This window comes from Idiomarina sp. UBA4206 (assembly GCF_002383015.1).
GTDB classification, from domain to species: domain Bacteria; phylum Pseudomonadota; class Gammaproteobacteria; order Enterobacterales; family Alteromonadaceae; genus Idiomarina; species Idiomarina abyssalis.
The window spans coordinates 938-1,650 of the sequence record NZ_DFTS01000035.1; the positions used below are offsets into that span (position 1 = coordinate 938).

A 713-nucleotide genomic window follows, 5' to 3' on the forward strand; every position below is an offset into this window, starting at 1 on the left:
ACCGGAATCATCTCGGCGGTGGCGTTCAGCTTCATGGTGCACGAGCCCAGAGAAATCATGGAATGGTTCAGGGCTAAATCTTTGTTTTCCAACTTTTTAATATAACGCAGCATTTCGGTTTCTGAGTGATACTCGTTAAATACCGGGTGCTGCAAGTACTGAGAAGTACGCACTAAGTCAGCAGGAATAGATTCAACGTCACCGCCAGCAACACGGCTGTCCAGTACATCGATGTCTAAACCGTGGTTGTCGCCAAACAAGGCAGCAAATAAGGTTTCAACATCATCACGCGTTTTGGCTTCGTCCAGGCTGATACCGAATACGCCTTCGCCGTCAACGCGTAGGTTAAGACCCAGCGCTTTGCTGCGCGCCAATACGTCTGCGGCGTTTTCTTTCATTTCAAAGGTTAAGGTGTCAAACCAGTGGCTGTTCACCAGCTTCACGCCTTTGTCCTGCATGCCTAAGGCAACAATGTCGGTTAAACGGTGAATGCGGTTGGCAATACGACGCAAGCCTTCCGGGCCATGATACACCGCGTAAAACGACGCCATGTTCGCCAGCAGAACCTGCGCAGTACAAATGTTCGAGTTCGCTTTTTCGCGGCGTATGTGCTGCTCACGGGTCTGCATGGCCATACGCAATGCAGGGCGTCCGCGCGAGTCTTTAGAAACACCAATAATACGACCCGGCAATGAACGTTTAAACTTGTCACG

1 pseudogene is annotated in these 713 nt (G+C 50.6%); it reads right to left on the reverse strand.

The features are described 5' to 3' along the window. Positions 1–713, reverse strand: a pseudogene (locus tag B3180_RS07045) (glycine dehydrogenase (aminomethyl-transferring)); the annotation flags it as partial.